We start from the raw sequence: 18282 nt of genomic DNA, 5'->3' as shown, positions 1-18282 counted from the left end.
CGCAAATGGAACAGGATCCAATTGCCATTATCCAGACGATCATCGACGGCACGGTCGAGGGTGGCGGCCCGCCGCCCTATATCGAAGGAATGCGGCTTCAGGGCATGGTGTTTACCAGCGTCGAGCCGGGGAAGTTCTCGATGGAATGGACGCCCGAGATGCATCATTGCCAATATGACGGATTGGTCCAGGGCGGCGTCGTCAATGTCATCGCCGATACCGGGCAGAGCTTTGCCTTCTGGTCTACGGCGGAGGGAGTGGAAAGCTATTCAACCGCGGAGTTCTCGACCCGCTTTTTCCGCCCGATCAAAGCGGGTGAAACGATGCTGGTTGATAGCCTGATGCTCAACCGTTCCCGGCGCCTTGGCGTAATCGAAACAACCTTTGTCCATGCCGAGACCGGGAAATTACATGCGAAGGTCACTGGCAGCTGGATGCTGGCCAAGCGGGATTTCGACGAGAGCTGAGGTCGGCAATAAGACGGCAAAGAAAAAGCCCGCCCGGATCGCTCCGGACGGGCTATTTCGTTGGTCGTGATGCCGTGCTTAGTGCACGCCGCCAGCCAGGGCAGCGAGCAGCAACAGGGCCACGATGTTGGTGATCTTGATCATCGGGTTCACGGCCGGGCCAGCGGTATCCTTGTAGGGATCGCCAACCGTATCGCCAGTGACAGCAGCCTTATGGGCTTCAGAGCCCTTGCCGCCATGATGACCGTCTTCAATGTGCTTTTTCGCATTGTCCCAGGCACCGCCGCCACTCGTCATTGAGAGGGCAACGAACATGCCGGAAACGATCACACCAAGGAGCAGCGCGCCAAGAGCGGCAAAGCCGTTCTCCTGGCCGCCAACAGCGGTGATCACGAAATAGACAACGATCGGTGCAAAGACCGGCAACAGGCTCGGTACGATCATTTCCTTGATCGCGGCCTTGGTCACCAGATCAACCGTACGGGCATAGTCAGGACGGCTTGTGCCTTCCATGATGCCCGGATTGTCGCGGAACTGTGCGCGGACTTCCTCGACCACCGCGCCACCGGCACGGCCAACCGCCATCATGCCCATCGCGCCGAACAGGTACGGCAGAAGCGCACCGAGCAGCAGGCCGACAATCACATAGGGATTGGAGAGCGAGAAATCGACGGTGACGTCGGGGAAGAATATCCCGAGGTCGGTCGTATAGGCACCGAACAGCACCAGCGCGGCCAGGCCGGCAGAGCCAATGGCATAGCCCTTGGTGACGGCCTTAGTCGTGTTGCCAACCGCGTCGAGCGCGTCCGTGCGGTTACGCACTTCTTCGTCAAGCTCGGCCATTTCGGCAATGCCACCGGCATTATCCGTAACCGGGCCGTACGCGTCGAGCGCAACGACCATGCCGGCAAGAGCCAGCATAGAGGTGGCGGCAAAGGCGATACCGATCACACCGGCGAACTGGTAGGCAACGATGATGCCGATGCAGATCACGATGGTCGGGAGCGCGGTGGCTTCCAGGCTGACAGCCAGGCCCTGGATCACGTTCGTGCCATGGCCCGTTTCCGAAGCCTTGGCGATCGATTTCACCGGACGATAGTTGGTGCCGGTGTAATATTCGGTGATCCAGATGATGATACCGGTGATCGCAAGACCCAGCAGCATGCAGTAGAACAGGCTCATGCCGGTAAAGCTGGTTTCACCAACCGTACCGAGTACCGCGTTCATGTCGCCAACCGTCGACTGGGTGACGAAATAGAGCGCCACAGCCGAAGTAACGGCGGTCACGATGAAGCCCTTGTAGAGCGCACCCATGATCGAGTTGCTCGATCCCAACCGCACGAAATAAGTGCCGAGGATCGAGGTGATGATGCACACCCCGCCAATTGCGAGCGGCAATGCCATGAGCGGCAGCAGGTTGGCAGAGGTGCCAAGCAGCAGCGCGATCAACACCATGGTGGCACCGACGGTCACGACATAGGTCTCGAAAAGGTCAGCAGCCATGCCCGCACAGTCACCAACATTGTCGCCAACATTATCGGCGATGGTTGCCGGGTTGCGGGGATCATCTTCCGGGATACCGGCTTCGACTTTACCGACCAGGTCGGCCCCAACATCGGCACCCTTGGTGAAGATGCCGCCACCCAGACGGGCGAAGATCGAGATCAGCGATGCGCCGAAGGCCAGCGCGACAAGCGCGTCGACAACTTCGCGGCTATTGGCTTCCTGAGCCATCGGGCCAGTCAGTACATAGAAGAATACCGAGATGGCCAGCAGGGCAAGGCCCGCAACCAACAGGCCGGTAACGGCGCCGGCGCGGAACGCAACGGTGAGGCCACTCTGCAAGCTTTCGCTGGCAGCCTGGGCCGTGCGGACATTGGCGCGAACCGAGATGTTCATCCCGATATATCCGGCCACGCCTGACAAGACGGCACCGAGCACAAAGCCCGCTGCAGATAGCGTGCCAAGGAACACACCAACCAGAACCGCGACCAAAACGCCAACAATGGCGATGGTGCGATATTGGCGACCCAGATAGGCGTTTGCGCCTTCCTGGATGGCACCGGCGATTTCCTGCATTTTCTCATTGCCAGCGCTTGCAGCAAGCACCTGGCGGCTGGTTACGATACCATAGAGTACGGCAAGAAATCCGCACACAATAGCAGCGATAACAATCGTCATCGGTTCAAAAGTCATTTGGCTTACAGCCCCCTTAGAAGTTGCGTTTCCGCATAGAAAAATGCGCCCGGAACCGGACGCGTGCGGAGTCCAGCGCGCTATAGAGGCAGCGACCCACTTTGTGCAAGCCGCAACATTGCTCTCAACAGATTGGAACTAAGGCTGGGGCAGCCTCCGGCTAGTGCTCCCAACCCAGGCTATCAGGCAGGGGTAGCGGCCGTCCGCCCTCCTGCAGGACAAGCCCAGCGCCCGCTTCGACAATGCCAACGCATTGAATCTGTGCATCAAGGTCTTCTGCCACCGTTTCGATCTGACGGCGCGAGCGCGGCGGTGATGCGAATAGCAGTTGATAATCATCGCCGGTCGTGGCCGCTTCGACAGAAGCCTCGCGGGTGTCACCCCGGACGACAACAAAATCTTCCGATAGCGGAACATCAATGCTTTCGATGGCAATCGCAACCTCACTGGCCTCGGCCATACGCCGCGCGTCAATCAGCAACCCGTCTGACACGTCCATCATCGCCGATACGAGTGGTGCGAGTTTTTGGCCAAGCTCCAGTTGCGGGTCAGGACGACGATAGGCCTCGAGCAGGGTATCGGGGCCGTCAATGTCACCCTTGGCAATCAGCAACCCCAGCCCCGCATTGCCCAAGGTACCGCTAATCCACAGATCATCGCCGGGCGATGCGCCATCACGACCCGGCACGATCTCCGCCTCGCCGATTGCGGTCATGCCAAATTGGCGCGCTGCTCCTTCGGGTGCGCGAACCGTATCACCGCCAAATAGCGGGCAACCGAATTTAATGAGCGCCTCGCCCAGCCCCTCTGCAAAGCGTGCGTCCCAATCGCTGTCGCCGGACAGGCTATACGCCATCAAAGCACCGGTTGGTTTGGCCCCTTTGGCGGCAAGGTCCGACAGATTAGCTGCCACCAGTTTCCAGCCGATAGTTTCCGGCGGATCGCTGGGCAGGAAATGCACATTCTCGACGATCACATCATGGGTGAATACCAAAGTCCGCCCGCCATGGCTGAAGGTGGCCGCATCATCGGTTAGCCCGCGGGCTGCCGGATGTGTTGCCAGGGCTCGAAGCCGATCGATAAAGTCCGATTCGCCGCTCATGAGTGGAAAGCTAGCAGGAATTGCCGGCGAATATCTCTACAAAAGCTTGACGCTGCTCAACCGCGGACAGTCTTGGCGATCGCGTCCAGCAGCCCATTTACAAAGCCCTTTTCACGTTTCTCGTAAAAGGCATCGGCGACATCGACATATTCACCGATAATCGCGGCGATCGGCACATCGGCCCGTGCCAGGATTTCGTATGTCCCGGCGCGCAATATCTGTTTTTGCGGGCGATCGAGCCGATCGAGTGACCAGCCATCAGCGAGCTTGCTGCCGATCAGCTCATCGATTTCGGCGAGCCGCTTGTTCACTCCAGACACGATATCGTCGAAAAAATCGATCTCAGCCTCGGCGAACTCCATCTCCTCGATCACCGCGCCTAGCCTATGGTCATGAAATTCCTTCAACAAACGGGCGAGCGGAGTGCCCTCCATCTCTTGCTGGTAGAGCGCCTGTACGGCACCGAGCCGGGCCGCTGATCGGGATTGGGATCGTTGATTCATCAACCCATCTTCATCTGCAGCTTGCCCAGATAGTCCATCTTGCCAATCCTGACGCCTTCGGCGCGCAAGATATCGTAGGCTGTCGTGGCGTGGAAAAAGAAATTGGGCTGGGCAAAAGAGAGGAGGAATTTTTCCGCGGTGAATGGTATCCGCATCTCGCCAAAGGAAAACAGCGCATCTTGCCCGATAAAGCCATCGATTTCAGCCGGATCGATCTCGTTGAGCGCTTCGGTTGCGGCGACCAGCTTGGCCCGCAAACCGGCAAAATCCTCGGGGAACGGTCCGGTGTCAGGTGAATAAGTGCCGCTGCGTACACCTTCAATTGCCCCGATAGAATGTTCGGCCACACATTTCACCTGATAGCCAAAGGGCAGCATGTCATCGCGCAGCCGCGCATTGATGATGTCCGCTTCGCTCCGTCCAGTCTCGGCGCAAAAAGCCTCGGCCTTGTCGAGCAGCGCGGCTACCGACCCGATTATCTGCAGCTGGGTCGGGATGATGGTGTCGTAAAGGGAAATGGACATGATCGTCTCCTTTGGAGGGCTTAGCGATGAAGCGGTCTTTTGGCGACCGATGGTAATCGGACGTCCTGGCTTACCCGTCCATCCTCATCTGCAGCTGGCCGAGATAATCGCGCTTGCCGATCCCAAGACCCTGAGCCCGCAATATGTCGTAGGCTGTTGTTGCATGAAATTGGAAGTTCGGCATCGCAAAGCTCATCAGGAATGTGTCTGCGGTAAATGGCATCACCATTTCGCCGAGTTTGAACTGCATGGGCTGGTCGACAAGCGCCTCGATGGCCGCCCGATCCCAGTTTCCCACCGTAGCAAGTGCATCTTCGATCCGCCCATGCATCGTGGCGAAGCTGTCCGGATAGTCGCCCGGCGTGGGTGAGAAGCTACCCGCCGCGACGCCGTCCAATGCACCTTTTGAGTGCATCGCAATGGCTTTGACCTGGAAACTGAGCGGTTCCATATCATCGATCAGCCGAGCGCCAACAATGTCTGCCTCGCTAGCTTTTCCATCCGCGCAATGGGCTTCTGCCTTGGTGATCAGACTATCCGCAGCGCCGAGCAGCTGTTGGAAAACCGGGATGGTGGCGTCGTACAGGGAAAAGGCCATAATATTCTCCTATTTTCTGCCCGAAGACAGTCGCTTGGTGACCGATTGGGCGTGAGCGGGCAATCCTTCGGCATCGGCCAGCGCCACGGCAGCTGGGCCGATCGCGGCAAGTCCCTCGGCTCCGCATTCGAGAAAACTGGTCCGCTTCATGAAATCGAGCACTGACAGACCCGACGAAAAACGGGCTCGGCGACCGGTTGGCAGAACATGGTTGGGTCCACCAACATAATCGCCAATCGCTTCGGGAGTCAGTCGGCCGAGAAACACAGAGCCGGCATGTCGGACCTTGGCAAATAGTGCGTCGGGATTGGATACTGCGAGTTCCAAATGTTCCGGTGCCAGTCGATCGGACAAGGCAACGGCATCATCGAGCTTGTCCACCTGGATAATTGCGCCATTCGCGTCCCAGCTTGCGCGTGCTGTCTCGGCTGTGGCCAGTTCGGCGAGTTGCTGATCCACCGTTTCCGCGACCGCATCGGCGAGAGAGGCATTATCGGTGAACAAGATCGACTGGCTCGTCGGATCATGCTCAGCCTGGGACAGAAGGTCCGCGGCGATCCACTCTGGATCATTGTCGTGATCGGCAATAATCACAATTTCGGAGGGGCCGGCGACCATATCGATGCCGACCGTGCCATAGAGCTGCCGCTTGGCCTCAGCGACCCAGGCATTTCCGGGCCCAACTACCACGTCGGCGCGCGGGATCGTATCGGTGCCATAGGCCAGCGCCGCGACCGCCTGAGCGCCGCCGATGCGGAAAATCCGGTGGATGCCAGCAATCTCTGCAGCCGCGAGGATCAAGGGGTTGATCTCGCCGCCCGGGGTCGGGGTGACCATCACGATATTTTCAACACCGGCAACCAGTGCCGGAATGGCGTTCATCAGCAAGGAGGAGGGGTAAGCGGCCCGTCCGCCCGGTACATAGAGCCCGGCGGTTTCGACCGCAGACCAGCGCGAGCCCATGCGAATGCCATCAGCGTCGATGGTTTCGCTGTCCTCGGGCTTTTGCTTCTCGTGAAAGGCGCGAATTCGCGACGCCGCCAGGGTAAGGGAATCGCGCAGGCTCGGGTCCAGGCCATCCAGCGCCATGCAGCCCTGTTCCTTGGCAATCTCGAGGTCGAGCGAAGCCGGATCAAAGCCGTCAAATTTGACCGTAAAGTCTGCGACAGCCGCGTCGCCGCGTTCGTGAACATCGGCAATAATGGCCGCCACATCGCGGGAAACATCCGCTTCCGTTCCGCGTCCGGCTTCCACAAGGGCAGTGAACCGCGTTTCGAAATCGCTATCGGCGGTGCTGAGCCTAATCACTGGCCCTGCCGCCCATTATCTCCCGGAATCGCTCTACGATCGCCAGAATTTCAGGCCGAGTCTTGAACGCCGCGCGATTGACTATCAGGCGCGATGTCACGTCGCAGAGCTTGTCGACCTCGACGAGGTTGTTCGCCTTGAGTGTGCCGCCGGTCGATACAAGATCGACAATACGCCGGGTCAAGCCCAGCGCCGGAGCAATCTCCATCGCACCGTTCAGCTTGACGCATTCGGCCTGCACGCCTTTGGACTCGAAATGGCGGCGGGTGAAATTCGGATATTTGGTAGCGATGCGGACGTGGCTCCACTCGCTCGGATCGTCTGTCGCAGCAAAATCAGCTGGTGCCGCGACCGACAGCCGACAATGGCCAATATCGAGATCCACCGGCGCATAGATTTCCGAATAACGGAATTCTTCAAGTACATCCGACCCCACAATGCCGAGCTGCGCCGCGCCATGGGCCACGAATGTGGCGACATCGAAGGCACGCACGCGGATGATGTCGATATTCGGGTTGTTGGTCGAAAAGCGTAGCGCGCGCGAATTTTTGTCATGGAAATCCTCGCTGGGTATAATTCCGGCTTCGGCGAGGATCGGTAAGGCCTCGTCGAGTATCCGTCCCTTGGGGATTGCAAAGACAACATCTGCGGTCATGAGAAACGCGCTTTACTTGGGGGCGATGCGACCGGCAAGCTAGGTCTATGGACGAAAAAGAATGCGAAGTTCGGGCGGCATTCCGCCAACAAGCCAGTTTTTGCCGCGGTTTGGGATCCGAAATTACAGCGACTGTGCTGGAGACCGTTGCCGAAAAACTCAATTGCGAAACGCAATGTGGCCAGCTGTTGCTGAACTGGTCTGGCGATCCGACATCAAGCGGCGACAATGTGACGCTGCGATTGGCCGGGGGCCTTCATGCGCTGGCACGATCTGGCGCTGATGCCGCACTTGCGGCTGCCTATCGGGACCAGACCAATATTGATCGGGCGGTGGCGGATGCGCTGGTCGCGCATGACGACTATCTTCTTCCATGGCTGGACAATGCGCCGCAGACCAATGAAGTCGCGCGCGCTGCGATCGTTATGGCCGGGCTGCATGTCGCCGCCGCCCGCTATCCCTTGCCGATCGAGCTGCTCGAACTGGGATCGAGTGCCGGGCTGGTGCTGAACCTCAATCATTATCGCTATGATCTGGGCGGTCTGGCCACTGGCGATGCTGACTCGCCCCTGTTGCTGACACCGGAATGGAAGGGCACGCCGCCGCCGGGTGCACAGGTGAATATCATCGAGCGGCATGGTGTGGATCTCAATCCAATCGATCTGTCGTCAACCGGGGCTGCCGAGCGTCTGACGGCTTATGTCTGGCCGGACCAGCTAAAACGATTGGCCATTGCCGAGACGGCGATCCGCCTGGCTCAGGCGGATCCGCCACCGATAGAGCAGGGCGATGCGGCGAGCTGGACCGAAGCGCTGCTTGCGAAACCGCAGAAGGATGGTGTGATGCGGATCCTGTTTCACACGATTGCGTTCCAGTATTTTCCCGAAGAGCAAAAGCAGCGCATTCGGGACGCCGTCGCACAGGCCGGCGCAGCGGCGAGCGAAACGCGCCCTTTTGGCTGGCTGTCCTTCGAGTTTGTTGAAGAGAGCAAAGCCTGCGAATTGCGTCTAACCCTGTATCCCGGCGGCGAGGAACGCCATCTCGCCGACGCCCATCCGCATGTCGCCAATGTCGACTGGTACGGGGCCAAGTAAATCTGGTTCGTAGGGCATGGGCCAAGCTGATATCACCCAAGACGAGGACGCATGCTGGGGAGGCGCAAGTGGCGGCGAACAAACATATCGGTATTGTGATGCACAGCGCGGAGGGCGCTTTGCTTTGCTACCGAACGGCGGTTTTCGAAGGCATTGCGAAACTTGGATCCCATAATCACCCGACGATCACAATGTCCGGCCAGGCAATGTATCATTCGCTCGACCTTTGGGATCTGCTAGACCTGCCGGCGCTCAGGGCGATATTTGCCGAGGATGCCGCGTCAGTTGCAGCGGCGGGTGCAGATTTCTTCGTCCTGCCCGACAATACATCACATCTGGCACTGGAATCGGCCGGTCCGGATTTTGCCATACCGTGCTTGCACATCGCCGAGGTTGTCGGCGATGCGGCGCGCGATCGCGGCTATGGGAAAGTCGGCATACTCGGCACGAACTGGACGATGGAAGGGTCGGTATATGAAGGGGCGATGGCGCGCCGGTCGATTGACCGGGCGATTCCCGATGAAGCCGCACGCAAAGTCATCCATGACACGATTATGGACGAATATTGCATGGGCGAATTCGACCCGGCGAAAACCGAGTTCCTGCAAGCTGAGATTGAATTGCTCGCCGAACAGGGCTGCGATGCCGTTGCCCTTGTCTGCACTGAACTGCCAATCGTGTTGAACGATGGCAATTCGGCATTGCCGGTCATCGATTCGACACGATTGCTGGCCCGGGCAGCGGTAGAAGTTGCGATCGGCGAGCGGCCAATGCCCGGCTGGCGCGGCGGCCCGCTAAACGGCTGAATACCACGCCTTGCGCGGCTCAGCGCTGGATCAAACTATCGGAAGCTTCATCGCGATCTTATGCCAGGTTCGCCACCTCGCTCGGGGCTTTCGCCCGAATCTGCATCGCATGGACGCGCTCGGTCATCAGGTCTCCCAGCGCAGCGTTGACGGCGCGCTGCCGGTCAATCCGGCTCATCGTTTCAAACTGCTCTGCAACAATCTCGACAGTGAAATGCGATTCTCCGCTGCCATCGTCTCCAGCATGCCCACGATGTTGGGCGCTATCGTTGATCACCCGCAGCTCGGATGGATTTAGTGCGTCGGTAAGACGCTTCTCAATTTCGGCCGCAACAGGCCCTTTCGATTCTTCGGTCATCGCTCCTATATAGGTGAGCTGAACGAAAGGAGCACCCTTGGCCTCGCACGCACGCCACGACAAATATCATGGCCGGATCGATGATAGAGAACGGCTATGCGATTATCCTGATTGCTCGTCGATGGGAGAATTTCGTGCGCCCAAGACTGGCCACCGTCGCGGCGGATTTGATGGTCCTGGTGAATATCACTGGCTGTGCCTTGATCATGTCCGCAGCTTCAACGCGGGATATGATTATTTCGAAGGGATGAGCGAGGACGAGATATATAGCCAACAGAGGCCCTGGTCTGGCTGGGATCGTGAGACACGTGCATATGCTGGCAATGGAGCCAGCCCGACACCGCGCTGGAACGACTTTGTCGATCCGCTGGACGCAATTGGCGCCCGATTCAGAACCACCGTTCGCGCACCACGCAAGGACGGTAAACCGCTCACTGACCGTGATCGCGAAAATTTACAGATTCTAGGCTTGAAGCCCGATGCCGACCGAAAGACGCTACGGCGTCGCTATGCTGCGCTGGTTCGGAAATATCATCCGGACAAGAATGGCGGCGATCGTAGCCATGAGAAGATGTTGCAGCGGGTCATCGACGCCTATACGCAGCTCAAGGACGCGCCGGCCTTTGCCTGATCGGCGCTGAGAATTTCGAAGCACTAGGAAGCACAATGAATAGCATCGCCAATACGCAGCCCGATAGCCGGGCCGAACCGATCATGGCCGAACCCGACAAGATGATGAAAGTTCGCGAACTTTTCGGCATCGATTCCGATATGGAAGTTCCCGCGTTCAGCGAAGCGGATGAGCGCGTGCCGGATCGCGACGAAAGCTATGTCTTCGATCCGGATACGACTTTGGCGATTGCGGCTGGCTTTGCCCATAACCGCCGCGTCATGATCCAGGGGTATCACGGCACGGGCAAATCGACCCATATCGAACAGGTCGCTTCGCGCCTCAATTGGCCCTGCATCCGGATCAACCTCGATAGCCATATCAGCCGTATCGATCTTGTCGGCCGGGATGCGATTGTGCTGCGCGATGGTCAGCAGGTCACCGAGTTCCGCGAAGGCTTGCTGCCTTGGGCGCTGCAGACCCCGACGGCGCTCGTGTTCGATGAATATGATGCAGGCCGACCGGATGTGATGTTCGTGATTCAGCGCGTTCTGGAGGCCGACGGCAAGCTGACATTGCTCGATCAGAACCGAGTCATTCGCCCGAACCCATATTTTCGCCTGTTTGCGACGTCGAATACGGTCGGGCTTGGCGATACGACAGGGCTCTATCATGGCACCCAGCAGATCAACCAGGGCCAGATGGACCGCTGGAACATCGTCGTCACGCTCAACTATCTGCCGGCAGTGACCGAGGCGAAGATTGTCCTCGCAAAGAATGAGCAGTTCGATGATGAGGCCGGTCACAAGACGGTCGATGACATGGTCAAGGTAGCCGATCTGACGCGCCAGGGCTTTATGGCCGGTGATATCTCGACGGTCATGAGTCCGCGTACGGTGATCACCTGGGCGCAGAACACGTCGATCTTTGGCGATATCGGCTTTGCCTTCCGCCTGTCATTCCTCAACAAATGCGATGAGGCCGAACGCCCCTTGGTTGCGGAATATTATCAGCGTGTATTTGGGACGGACCTGCCCGAGAGCGTTGTCGGGAGCACGGAATAGATCGTTTTAGATGGCCGATCCCAATCCTCTTGATGACTTGAAGGCGGTTCTAGCCGGCACGGCTCGAGCGATGGCGGAAGATCCGGAGGTCGAGCTGGCCTTTACGGCCGATATTCCGATTTCCAATGGCCGCCATATCAAGGTGCCCATGCCATCGCGCACATTGCCGGCAGACCAAGTGGCTGAAGCGCGCGGATTTGCGGACGCAGCGGCGCTCATGCTGCGCCACCACAATGAAGACGTTCATGCGTCCCGCCGACCTACCGATGCACTGGCTCGAGCGGCATTCGACGCCGTCGAAAAGGCCCGAGTCGAAGCGCTTGGATCGCGGCGATATGCCGGTGTTCGCGAAAATCTCGCCGAAGCGTTGGATCATCGGTTGAAATCCGATCCCATCTCAAAAGCGCGCAACCGAGACGAGGTTCCCATTGCCTCTGCAATCGCGTTGATGGTGCGCGAACGCCTGACTGGCGAAGCGCCGCCTGCGCGCGCTCAGCCCGGCCTTGATCTGCTGCGCGACTGGATTGAGGAAAAGGGTGGTGCCGATCTCGATGCGCTCGAGTTGTTGCTCGATGATCAGCAGGGCTTTGCCGAACTGACAACGCGCCTGCTCGAAGATCTGGAATTGATTGATGGCGACCTGCAACCCGATGATGCCGATGAAGGTGGTGACGAAGATGAGGGCGAGGATGACGAGGATGGCGATACCGATGAGTCCGATGAGGGCGATGCCGGTGCCGAGTCTCAAGCGGATGCTCGGGCAGAGACCAGCGATGAAGAGGGCGATGAGGGCGATGGTGAATCGCTCGACGATGAATTTGGTGACATGGACGGCGATCCTATGGATGAAGGCGAGGAAGGCATGCTTCCCGTTCGCCCAAACCGTCCGTTCAGCGATCTGACGCCCCAGTTCAATTATTCGGCCTTCACGACCCACTATGATGAGATAACTGCCGCGACTGAGCTTTGCGATGAAGAGGAGCTTGGCCGATTACGCTCCTATCTCGATCAACAGCTCGTGCATCTGCAGGGCGCGGTGACCAAGCTTGCCAATCGGCTTCAGCGGCGCTTGATGGCGCAACAATCGCGATCCTGGAACTTTGATCAGGAAGAGGGGCTGCTCGACGCTGCCCGACTATCGCGGGTCATAGTAAATCCCGCGCATTCGCTGTCTTACAAGGTCGAAACCGATACCGAGTTTCGTGATACCGTCGTGACCCTATTGATCGACAATTCCGGATCAATGCGCGGTCGTCCGATCTCGATCGCCGCGATTTCAGCCGACATCATGGCGCGGACGCTGGAACGCGTCGGTGTGAAGACCGAGATCCTTGGCTTTACGACACGTGCATGGAAAGGCGGCCAGGCGCGTGAACAATGGTTGTCGGAAGGGCGTCCCGCCAACCCTGGGCGGCTGAATGATTTGCGCCATATCGTCTATAAACAGGCGGATGAACCCTGGCGCCGGGCCCGCAAGAGCCTTGGCCTGATGATGCGCGAAGGTTTGCTGAAAGAGAATATTGACGGTGAGGCGCTGCTCTGGGCGCATAATCGCTTGATCGCTCGGGCTGAGGAGCGGCGTATTTTGATGGTGATTTCAGACGGCGCACCGGTCGACGATTCCACATTGTCGGTGAACAGCGGAAGCTATCTCGAAAAACATCTGCGACAAGTCATCGCCTGGATCGAAAACCGGTCACCCGTTGAGCTGGTGGCGATCGGCATCGGACATGATGTGACGCGCTATTATGAGCGCGCCGTGACGATCATGGATGCGGAGCAGTTGGGTGGAACTATGGTCGAGCAATTGGCCAGCCTGTTTGACGAACCGCCCAAATAAGGTTGCTCTGAAAGTCCCGGCCCGCGAACTGTTGGAATCCAACACAAGTTCGGGGGCCGGCGCAGATACGCGCACCGGCCCCCTCATCCTCGATACGCCACCCGAGGACTAGTTCAGCAAATGGAAAAGTGGGTTAGCAGTCGCGGTCGATCGCGCGGCCTGCGAGAGCTCCCGCAACACCGCCGATAATAGCGCCGGCCGTACCGTCGCCTCGGCGGCCATAGCGGCCTCGGTCACGGGCGATTTCTCGGCCGAGCAAAGCGCCTGCAATTCCGCCGATTACCGTGCCGCCGGTGCCATTGTCACGGCAGCGGCCACGATAGTAGCGACGATCGCGATACCGCCGGCGATCATAGCCGTTGCTGTAATAGTCACCGCGCCGATAGCCTCGGCCCTCATAATAATCGCCCCGCCGATAGTCGCGCCGATAGTCGCGCCGCCGATCTCGACGGTCATAGCGATCATCATAGCGGCTTTCATAATAGCCATCGCGATCATAACCATCGCCGGCCTGTGCAGCGGTTGGGATCAGCATCGCGCCAGCCAGGGCAGCAGATGCGGTCAAAGTGAAACTTTTCAGCGACATTTTCGAATTCTCCCAATGCGCGATCGCGCAATTCGTTCCTGCGTGACTGGAGCCGCGCCCATGCTGCTCCCGTTGACGCTGTTGCTCTATGGAACAGCCTATCGGAACCTATCCTGAACGGCCCGGTTGTCCGAGGTTCAGATTGGAGCGCCTTTCTACTGTGCGAGCCTTCAAGCGAGTGCTAGACGCTCGCCATGCTTCGCCGTGTTGCCGCTGCTCTTGTCGTGTTTTTCGTCGCGGGATCCGTGGTCCTGATGGGGGCAGGTCAACGCGCAGAGCCGGGCAACACGCTGGCGATCCAGGCCGTTCCGACGGTCCTTGATCCGACGAATCCTGACCGTCGAGACATGGGTCCGTTGCGCTTTCTGGCGGGCTGGACGCTGAACAGTGGCGATCCTGACTTTGGCGGCATCTCGGCTATTGCGCGCGTCGATGATGGCTTTGTCGCGATTGGCGATGCGGGCGGCATATTCCGCTTTGCATTGGACGAGCGCGGCCAGATCAGCCGCGCGGATATTGGAGAGGTGCCTGCAGGTCCGATACCACCTAATGGCGGTGCGGTGCAGAAGCGCGATCGCGATGCAGAGGCAATGGCGTTCGATCCGGAAACCGGTCGCTTCTGGGTAGCCTTTGAACGGGCCAATGGACTGTGGCGCTATGATCGAGACTTTACCGGATCGGATGCCAATCATGCGCCCGATGCCATGGACGATTGGCCCAACAATGGCGGGGCCGAAGCTGTCGTCCGCTTCGACGATGGTCGCTTTCTTGTATTTTCGGAAGCCGGCAATGGCCCGGGATCATCGCGCGAAGTGTTGCTCTTTGCGAGCGATCCCAGCGACGCCGATGTTGGTGCACCGATTCGGCTTGGCTATCACCCACCGGCCGAGCATCGCATAACCGATGCCGCACTTTTGCCGGATGGTCAGCTGCTGGTTCTCAATCGTGATTTCAGTGTCGTGCGCGGGGTTTCGGTGATCATCTCGCTCGTTGATATTTCGCAGCTCGATTCCGGTACGATCCTGACCGGTGACGAAATAGCGCGGCTGGTACCACCGTTGACCGTCGACAATATGGAGGCGATTGCGATCGAAGAGGTGGATGGCCGGACGATTGTGTGGATCGCATCCGACGATAACTTTAATCCACTCCAGCGGACCTTGCTGATGCAGTTTGAATGGACCGGTGGCTAAAACGTGAAACGGCGGCCATAGGGCCGCCATATGTTGGAGAAACTGGTGGGCGGGGTAGGGGTCACACCTACATCAAACCGTAATCCGCGGCACGCTCTAATTGAGCTACCCGCCCGAACCGATAGCTTTCTTCTATCCCATTCATATAGCAATACTATTATTCTCAGCCTTGCGGGCTGTCTCGAATAGGGACAGGCTGGAGACCGCCATTTTCCGAGGATTTTCCGTAGAATCTCTGTGGCTTGGCGCAAAAAAAGCGGCGCTGGTCCAATTGGACCGCGCCGCACGATTGCAATTTTTGAAATCGTCTCTTGACGATGAGGCGCTCTACGCGGCCTGTTTTTCGGCAATTTCCTTCTTGATCTTGCGGGCCTTCGGGCTGAGCTTGTCATCAGCCGTTTTCAGCAGCCAATTGTCCAGTCCGCCGACATGTTCGACCGAGCGCAGACCGCTGGTCGATACGCGAAGCTTGAAGCTCCGATCGAGTGAATCAGACAACAAGGTGACATTCTGCAGATTTGGCAGAAACGTCTTCTTGGTCCGGTTGTTAGCGTGGGACACATTCATTCCCACCAGCCGACCTTTGCCGGTCAGTTCGCAAATACGCGACATAATCTTAATCCTGAAATCTCGGGTTTCCCGGGAAAGCGGGCCAAATAGCTTTGAACGGCCTGCGCGTCAAGCTTTGCCCCCTTTTCCAAGGCCCGTGCAACCACTACGGCTCTATGGTCATGGCATTCCCTCTTCCCAATCCGATGCGCCGCGCGCTGCAGCTCGCCAAAACCGCCGCTGACGCTGGCGAAGTGCCAGTCGGGGCAGTCGTCATGCAAGGCGATACCGTAGTGGCCGAAGCAGCCAACACGATGCGGGCGAGTGGCGATCCAACGGACCATGCGGAACTGCGGGCCATCCGGCTCGCTGTCGAATCACTCGGCACCGGCCGGCTTGATGGCTGCGATCTATGGGTGACGTTGGAACCCTGCGCCATGTGTGCAGGCGCGATTGCCCATGCCCGGCTGGACCGGGTCTATTATGGCGCGCCGGACGAGAAGGGTGGGGCGGTTGAACATGGCCCGCGTTTCTTTGGCCAGGAAACCTGCCACCACCGCCCTGAAATCTATTCGGGAATCGGGCAGGATCAAGCCGCGGCTTTGCTTAGAGAGTTTTTCCAAGCGCGCCGCGGCTAGACTCAATCTCAGTCGCCAACCGCGTTCACATCCTGTTGCGTGATCGGCACGATTCGAATTTCGACGCGTCGATTCTGCTGCTTGCCGGCGGCTGTGTCATTGGTGGCGATCGGCTGGCTTTCGCCAAATCCTTCGGTGGCGATGCGGACACGATTGACGCCGCGACCAGCGAGATAGCCGGCCACTGATTCCGCCCGCCGATTCGACAGGTCGAGATTATAGGCATCCGAGCCATCCGAATCGGTGTGACCATAAATGTCGATATAGGTTTCGGGATAACTGGCGAGGGTTTGGGATATCTCGTCCAGGGTCGCTCGAAACTGCGGGCGAATCGCACTTGAGTTCACATCAAACTCGGCCACCGATCCCGGCATCTGCAGATAAAGATTATCCCCATCGCGAATAACATTGGTGCCGGTGCCTGCGGTTGCTTCTTCCAGCTCGCGTTGCTGGCGGTCCATATAGGTGCCGATTGCAACGCCGGCGACAGCGCCAAGGCCTGCGCCGACAATGCGTTCCGTTCGGTCGCGTCGGCCGCCGACGAGATCGCCGATCAGATATCCGCCCACGGCGCCGGCGACACCGCCAATCGCCGCGCGCGAGATGCGCTGCTCGCCTGTCTGTGGGTTTGTTGTACAGGCGGCGGTGCCGCCGAGAACTGCAAGTGCTGCTGTGCCTGCTAGAAGCCCCTTGGAAATCTGCATCATTACCTCCTCAATGCGTGATCCATCTCATGATTAACTATCGTGATCGATAGCTTGTTCCCCGGTTATCGTGAACAGAAGCTGATCATTGGCTTGTCCGGGAAGATAAAAGCGGGCAAATGGGTCGGACCGGTATTATCATGCCACCTGACCTAACTCCCTTTCCCTGGTTCGATCTGTGCATCATTCTTGCGCTGGTGTTGCTGAACGGCGTTTTTGCGATGTCCGAACTGGCCATCGTCTCCTCGCGCCGTGCGCGATTGCAGGCGCTGGCCAAGGATGGAAAGTCTGGTGCGCAGACGGCGCTCGATCTTGCCGCCGAACCGGGCCGATTTCTGTCGACCGTACAGATCGGCATTACACTGATCGGGATCCTTGCTGGTGCCTATTCCGGCGCGAGCCTGGGCGGGCCGGTGGGCGAACGCCTGGCGGTGTTAGGCGTGGAACCGTCGCTGGCGCAAACGCTTGGTTTTGCGCTCGTGATTATCCTGACAACCTATGCCTCGCTGGTGATCGGCGAGCTGGTGCCCAAGCAGCTCGCCCTCAGAAATCCGGAACGTGTGGCTGTTGTGGTCGCCTTGCCGATGCGGTGGCTGGCGACCTTTACCGCGCCGCTCGTCTGGTTGATGGATCGCACCAGCGCGCTGATCTTCAAACTGCTCCGCTTGAACCGCAATCCACAATCGCGGGTTACGGCTGAAGAACTTCATATGCTTGTTGCCGAGGCAACCAAATCAGGGGTTATCGAGGAAAGCGAACGGGCAATCATCTCTGGCGTCGTACGCCTGGCCGATCGGCCTGTCCGTGAAGTGATGACCCCACGCACGGAGGTGGACTGGATCGAAGCGTCGTCAAGCCCGAACGAGATTCGCGAAGCACTGCTTGCAACGCCACATACCCGGCTACCGGTGGCCGAAGGTTCTGTTGATGAGATTATCGGTGTCGTCCAGGCGCGCGATATCGTCTCGGCCCTGTTCGAAGGCCGCTCGCTGGATCTGCACCAGTTGATGCGCGAGGCTCCGATTATTCCCGATCAGGTCGACGCGATGGACGCACTGGAAGCGCTGCGCGAATCCGATGTTCCAATGGCGCTGGTCCATGACGAATATGGCCATTTCGAGGGTATCATGACGCCGCTCGATCTATTGATTGCGATCACCGGTGAATTTGTTTCGGACCAGGAAGTCGGAACCGATCCCGCTTTTGTCGAACGGGCCGACGGGAGTTGGCTATTCTCCGGGTCCTTGTCGGCGGACAATATGGCCGACAAGCTCGGCGTCGATCTTCCTGATAATCGTGAATATGCGACCGTTGCCGGCTTTTCGCTGTCCGTTCTCAAACATCTTCCCACCGTGGGAGAGGTATTTGAACAGGATGGCTGGGAGTTTGAAGTGATGGATATGGATGGCCGGAAAATCGACAAACTTCTGGCCAGTCCGCTCAATGGCGATTCAACCGCATAATCATTGCCTTAGTGGCAATCACAG

The 18282-nt window shown here is 58.6% G+C and carries 20 protein-coding genes; 9 read left to right on the top strand and 11 right to left on the bottom strand.

Going from position 1 to position 18282, the window contains the following annotated elements:
* The first annotated feature begins 5 nt into the window (after positions 1 to 5).
* The gene (locus HFP51_RS09525; protein ID WP_176875503.1) at positions 6 to 467 is read left to right on the top strand and encodes a PaaI family thioesterase; all 462 of its coding nucleotides are present in this window, start codon (positions 6 to 8) and stop codon (positions 465 to 467) included.
* A 78-nt stretch (positions 468 to 545) separates the two neighbouring features.
* Here HFP51_RS09525 and HFP51_RS09520 read toward each other — a convergent pair whose 3' ends face one another.
* From HFP51_RS09520 to hisG, 7 genes are all read right to left on the bottom strand, one after another.
* Positions 546 to 2648, bottom strand: coding sequence for a sodium-translocating pyrophosphatase (locus HFP51_RS09520; RefSeq protein ID WP_176876633.1), 2103 nt, complete (start codon positions 2646 to 2648; stop codon positions 546 to 548).
* Positions 2649 to 2823: 175 nt separating this feature from the next.
* Complete coding sequence (gene thiL / locus HFP51_RS09515) at positions 2824 to 3765, bottom strand: thiamine-phosphate kinase (RefSeq protein WP_176875502.1); 942 nt, start codon at positions 3763 to 3765, stop codon at positions 2824 to 2826.
* Between the two features lie 56 nt (positions 3766 to 3821).
* Positions 3822 to 4268 carry a transcription antitermination factor NusB gene (nusB, locus tag HFP51_RS09510; RefSeq protein WP_176875501.1) on the bottom strand — a complete coding sequence of 149 codons (447 nt, stop codon included), beginning with the start codon at positions 4266 to 4268 and terminating at the stop codon, positions 3822 to 3824.
* Positions 4268 to 4792 carry a DUF1993 family protein gene (locus HFP51_RS09505; protein ID WP_176875500.1) on the bottom strand — a complete coding sequence of 175 codons (525 nt, stop codon included), beginning with the start codon at positions 4790 to 4792 and terminating at the stop codon, positions 4268 to 4270. The genes nusB and HFP51_RS09505 overlap by 1 nt, the downstream gene beginning before the upstream one ends.
* A 70-nt stretch (positions 4793 to 4862) precedes the next feature.
* On the bottom strand, positions 4863 to 5390 hold the full coding sequence (locus HFP51_RS09500) for a DUF1993 family protein (RefSeq protein ID WP_176875499.1): 528 nt from the start codon (positions 5388 to 5390) through the stop codon (positions 4863 to 4865).
* Between the two features lie 9 nt (positions 5391 to 5399).
* Positions 5400 to 6698, bottom strand: a complete 1299-nt coding sequence (gene hisD, locus HFP51_RS09495) for a histidinol dehydrogenase (protein WP_176875498.1) — start codon at positions 6696 to 6698, stop codon at positions 5400 to 5402.
* Positions 6691 to 7353 (bottom strand): ATP phosphoribosyltransferase, encoded by a 663-nt coding sequence (gene hisG, locus HFP51_RS09490; protein ID WP_176875497.1) that lies wholly within the window; start codon positions 7351 to 7353, stop codon positions 6691 to 6693. The genes hisD and hisG overlap by 8 nt, the downstream gene beginning before the upstream one ends.
* A 47-nt stretch (positions 7354 to 7400) precedes the next feature.
* Between hisG and HFP51_RS09485 the strand changes: the two genes are divergently transcribed.
* A complete protein-coding gene (locus HFP51_RS09485; RefSeq protein ID WP_176875496.1) occupies positions 7401 to 8447 on the top strand; it encodes a DUF2332 domain-containing protein in 1047 nt (348 codons plus the stop codon).
* 68 nt (positions 8448 to 8515) lie between these two features.
* On the top strand, positions 8516 to 9253 hold the full coding sequence (locus HFP51_RS09480; RefSeq protein WP_218135292.1) for an aspartate/glutamate racemase family protein: 738 nt from the start codon (positions 8516 to 8518) through the stop codon (positions 9251 to 9253).
* Positions 9254 to 9311: 58 nt separating this feature from the next.
* Here HFP51_RS09480 and HFP51_RS09475 read toward each other — a convergent pair whose 3' ends face one another.
* Entirely contained in the window at positions 9312 to 9611 is a 300-nt protein-coding gene (locus tag HFP51_RS09475) for a BolA family transcriptional regulator (protein ID WP_176875495.1), read from the bottom strand.
* Positions 9612 to 9732: 121 nt separating this feature from the next.
* On the opposite strand from HFP51_RS09475, the gene HFP51_RS09470 reads away from it, so the two are divergent.
* Genes HFP51_RS09470 through cobT form a run of 3 tightly spaced genes read left to right on the top strand, consistent with a single transcriptional unit; the run spans position 9733 to position 13125 of the window.
* Positions 9733 to 10242, top strand: a complete 510-nt coding sequence (locus HFP51_RS09470) for a J domain-containing protein (protein ID WP_176875494.1) — start codon at positions 9733 to 9735, stop codon at positions 10240 to 10242.
* 35 nt (positions 10243 to 10277) lie between these two features.
* Positions 10278 to 11285, top strand: a complete 1008-nt coding sequence (cobS, locus tag HFP51_RS09465; RefSeq protein WP_176875493.1) for a cobaltochelatase subunit CobS — start codon at positions 10278 to 10280, stop codon at positions 11283 to 11285.
* Positions 11286 to 11295: 10 nt separating this feature from the next.
* Positions 11296 to 13125, top strand: a complete 1830-nt coding sequence (cobT, locus tag HFP51_RS09460) for a cobaltochelatase subunit CobT (RefSeq protein WP_176875492.1) — start codon at positions 11296 to 11298, stop codon at positions 13123 to 13125.
* A gap of 133 nt (positions 13126 to 13258) precedes the next feature.
* On the opposite strand, the gene HFP51_RS09455 is transcribed toward cobT, so the two are convergent.
* Positions 13259 to 13711, bottom strand: coding sequence for a glycine zipper 2TM domain-containing protein (locus tag HFP51_RS09455; protein WP_255454626.1), 453 nt, complete (start codon positions 13709 to 13711; stop codon positions 13259 to 13261).
* Positions 13712 to 13905: 194 nt separating this feature from the next.
* On the opposite strand from HFP51_RS09455, the gene HFP51_RS09450 reads away from it, so the two are divergent.
* On the top strand, positions 13906 to 14904 hold the full coding sequence (locus HFP51_RS09450; protein WP_176875491.1) for an esterase-like activity of phytase family protein: 999 nt from the start codon (positions 13906 to 13908) through the stop codon (positions 14902 to 14904).
* Between the two features lie 327 nt (positions 14905 to 15231).
* Here HFP51_RS09450 and rpmB read toward each other — a convergent pair whose 3' ends face one another.
* The gene (gene rpmB / locus HFP51_RS09445) at positions 15232 to 15516 is read right to left on the bottom strand and encodes a 50S ribosomal protein L28 (protein WP_176875490.1); all 285 of its coding nucleotides are present in this window, start codon (positions 15514 to 15516) and stop codon (positions 15232 to 15234) included.
* A 119-nt stretch (positions 15517 to 15635) separates the two neighbouring features.
* On the opposite strand from rpmB, the gene HFP51_RS09440 reads away from it, so the two are divergent.
* A complete protein-coding gene (locus HFP51_RS09440) occupies positions 15636 to 16091 on the top strand; it encodes a nucleoside deaminase (protein ID WP_176875489.1) in 456 nt (151 codons plus the stop codon).
* An 8-nt stretch (positions 16092 to 16099) separates the two neighbouring features.
* Here the strand turns inward: HFP51_RS09440 and HFP51_RS09435 are convergent, their stop codons facing one another.
* Complete coding sequence (locus HFP51_RS09435; protein ID WP_176876630.1) at positions 16100 to 16795, bottom strand: OmpA family protein; 696 nt, start codon at positions 16793 to 16795, stop codon at positions 16100 to 16102.
* Positions 16796 to 16914: 119 nt separating this feature from the next.
* On the opposite strand from HFP51_RS09435, the gene HFP51_RS09430 reads away from it, so the two are divergent.
* Positions 16915 to 18258, top strand: a complete 1344-nt coding sequence (locus tag HFP51_RS09430) for a hemolysin family protein (RefSeq protein WP_370462912.1) — start codon at positions 16915 to 16917, stop codon at positions 18256 to 18258.
* Positions 18259 to 18282: the final 24 nt, after the last annotated feature.

The sequence above is a fragment of the Parasphingopyxis sp. CP4 genome, assembly GCF_013378055.1.
Taxonomy (GTDB): Bacteria; Pseudomonadota; Alphaproteobacteria; order Sphingomonadales; family Sphingomonadaceae; genus Parasphingopyxis.
The sequence above is the reverse complement of the archived record's forward strand: the minus strand, read 5'-3'. Positions and strand labels throughout refer to the sequence as shown.